Source organism: Aeromicrobium sp. PFPM2_SD2, from assembly GCF_057364525.1.
Genome location: NZ_JBNFNZ010000407.1, coordinates 1 through 2,229 on the forward strand (window position 1 = coordinate 1; position 2,229 = coordinate 2,229).

3 protein-coding genes are annotated in these 2,229 nt (G+C 75.1%); all 3 read left to right on the top strand.

Features of this window, described 5'->3' with window-relative positions; genetic code table 11:
* Positions 1 to 339 (top strand): sensor histidine kinase (locus AC2W7G_RS14315; protein WP_485869026.1); only part of this gene is annotated, 339 nt, incomplete at its 5' end.
* The gene (locus AC2W7G_RS14320; RefSeq protein ID WP_485869027.1) at positions 336 to 998 is read left to right on the top strand and encodes a response regulator; all 663 of its coding nucleotides are present in this window, start codon (positions 336 to 338) and stop codon (positions 996 to 998) included. The genes AC2W7G_RS14315 and AC2W7G_RS14320, both read left to right, overlap by 4 nt.
* Before the next feature lie 82 nt (positions 999 to 1,080).
* On the top strand, positions 1,081 to 2,229 hold a 1,149-nt coding region (locus AC2W7G_RS14325), incomplete at its 3' end, for an ABC transporter ATP-binding protein (RefSeq protein ID WP_485869028.1).

Sequence of the window (2,229 nt, forward strand, 5' to 3'; positions counted from 1 at the left end):
AGGCGACCGGACGCCGGTGGTCCGGACACGGAGGGCGAGCCCCGGCCGCTGCCCGAGGCCGTCGAGCACGTCCGGTCCCGGGTCGTGCAGGAGATGCTGACCAACGCCGTGCGCCACGGCGCGCCCGGACCGGTGCGCCTGGACGAGCGCTGGTCCGGCGACGGCCTGCGCGTGGTCGTCCGCAACCCGGTCGTCGACCGTGACGCCGAGACGGTGCCGGGATACGGCACGGTCGGCATGCGGGCGCGTCTGGCCGAGGTCGGCGGCTCGCTGCTGCTGCGCCGCGACGGGGACGAGTTCCGGGCCCAGGCCTTCCTGCCCCACGGGGGTGCGGCGTGAGCGAGCCGATCCGCCTCGTGCTCGTCGACGACCAGGCGCTGTTCCGGGCCGGGGTCGGCGTCGCGATCGACGCCCAGCCCGACATGGAGGTCGTGGGCGAGGCCGGCGACGGTCGCGAGGCGCTCGCCGTCGTGGAGCGCACGCAGCCCGACGTCGTCCTCATGGACCTGCGCATGCCGGTCATGGACGGCGTGGAGGCCACCCGCGCGCTGTTCGAGCCGGCCCGGGTGCAGGCCCGCACCCGCCCGCTGCGGGTCGTGGTGCTGACGACCTTCCACCTGGACGACGCCGCCGCCGGGGCCATCCGGGCCGGCGCGAGCGGCTTCCTGCTCAAGGACGCGACGCCGGAGTTCCTGTGCGCCGCGATCCGGACCGTCCACGCGGGCAACGCGGTGCTGACCCCCGGCGACCTCCGCCGCCCTGCTCGACCGGCCGCGCCCCGTGCGCCCGTCCCGCCGGAGTTCGAGCGGCTGACCGAGCGCGAGCGGACGGTCTTCGTCCACGCCGGACGTGGCCTGAGCAACGGCGAGATCGCGGCCGCGGAGCACCTCAGCGAGTCGACCGTGAAGACCCACGTCAGCAGCGTCCTGGCCAAGCTCGGCCTGCGCGACCGGGTCCAGCTGGTCGTCTTCGCGCACGAGCACGGGCTCCTGGCGTAGGGGACGGTCGGTACCGCGGGACGAGCCGGTCGGTACCGCGGACCGATGTGGCCGGGGTGCCGCCGTCCCTAGCGTCGGGGACATGATCACGACACCCGTCCTGCAGGCGCACGGCCTGCGTCGCAGCTACCGGTCCGGTCCCCAGGTCGTCCACGCCGTCAACGGCATCGACCTGTCCCTCGGCGCCGGCGAGTTCATCGCCGTCATGGGCCCGAGCGGCTCGGGCAAGTCCACCCTCATGCACCTGCTCGCCGGCCTGGACCAGCCGACCGAGGGCCGCGTGCTCCTCGACGGCGACGACCTCACCCAGCTGGACGACGAGGCGCTCACGACCGTCCGCCGCCGGCGCATGGGCTTCGTCTTCCAGTCCTTCAACCTCGTGCCCGACCTGACCGTGCGCGAGAACCTGCGCCTGCCGCTGTCCTTCGAGCGTCCGCCCGTGCGCCCGGACGGCGCGTGGGAGGCGACGCTCGCTGACCGGCTCGGGCTGGACGGCCTGCTCGACCGGCTGCCGCACGAGCTGTCCGGCGGCCAGCAGCAGCGCGTGGCCATCCGCCCGCGCCCTGGTGCGCACGCCCGCGGTCGTCTTCGCCGACGAGCCGACCGGCAACCTCGACGTGGCGACGGGACGGGCCGTGCTCGGCCTGCTCGGCCAGCTCGTGCGCGACCTCGGCTGCACCGTCGTCATGGTCACCCACGACGCGACCGCCGCCTCGCACGCGGACCGGACGCTCTTCCTGCGCGACGGCCGCGTCGTCGACGCGCTCGAGGACGCCGGGGACGAGGCCATCGCGCGGACGATGCTCGACCTGGTGCGGGCGTCGTGAGGCGCCGGGGTGCGGGCTCGGTCACGAGCCTGGTGGTGGTCGCACTGGTCACCGCGTACGCGACGGTGCTGCTGACGACGATCGTCATGCTGGGCCGCCTCTCGCGCGAGAACGGCTTCACCGGCGACGGGTCGCGCGAGGTGCTGGCCATCCTGGGCACGGGCTTCCTCGTCGTCGCCGTCGTGGTGAGCGCGACCGTGCTCACCAACGCGTACGCCGTCGTCACGGCGTCCCGGGCCCGCGACGTCGCTCTGCGCCGGCTGCTCGGCTCGTCGGTCGCCCAGGAGCGGCGGCTGGTCGTGCGCGACGGCGTGCGCACCGGGCTGCTCGGCGTCGCGGCCGGGGCTCGTCGGCGGGCATGGCGCTCAACGCGGTCATCGGCGTCACCGTCGGCGGCGGTCTGC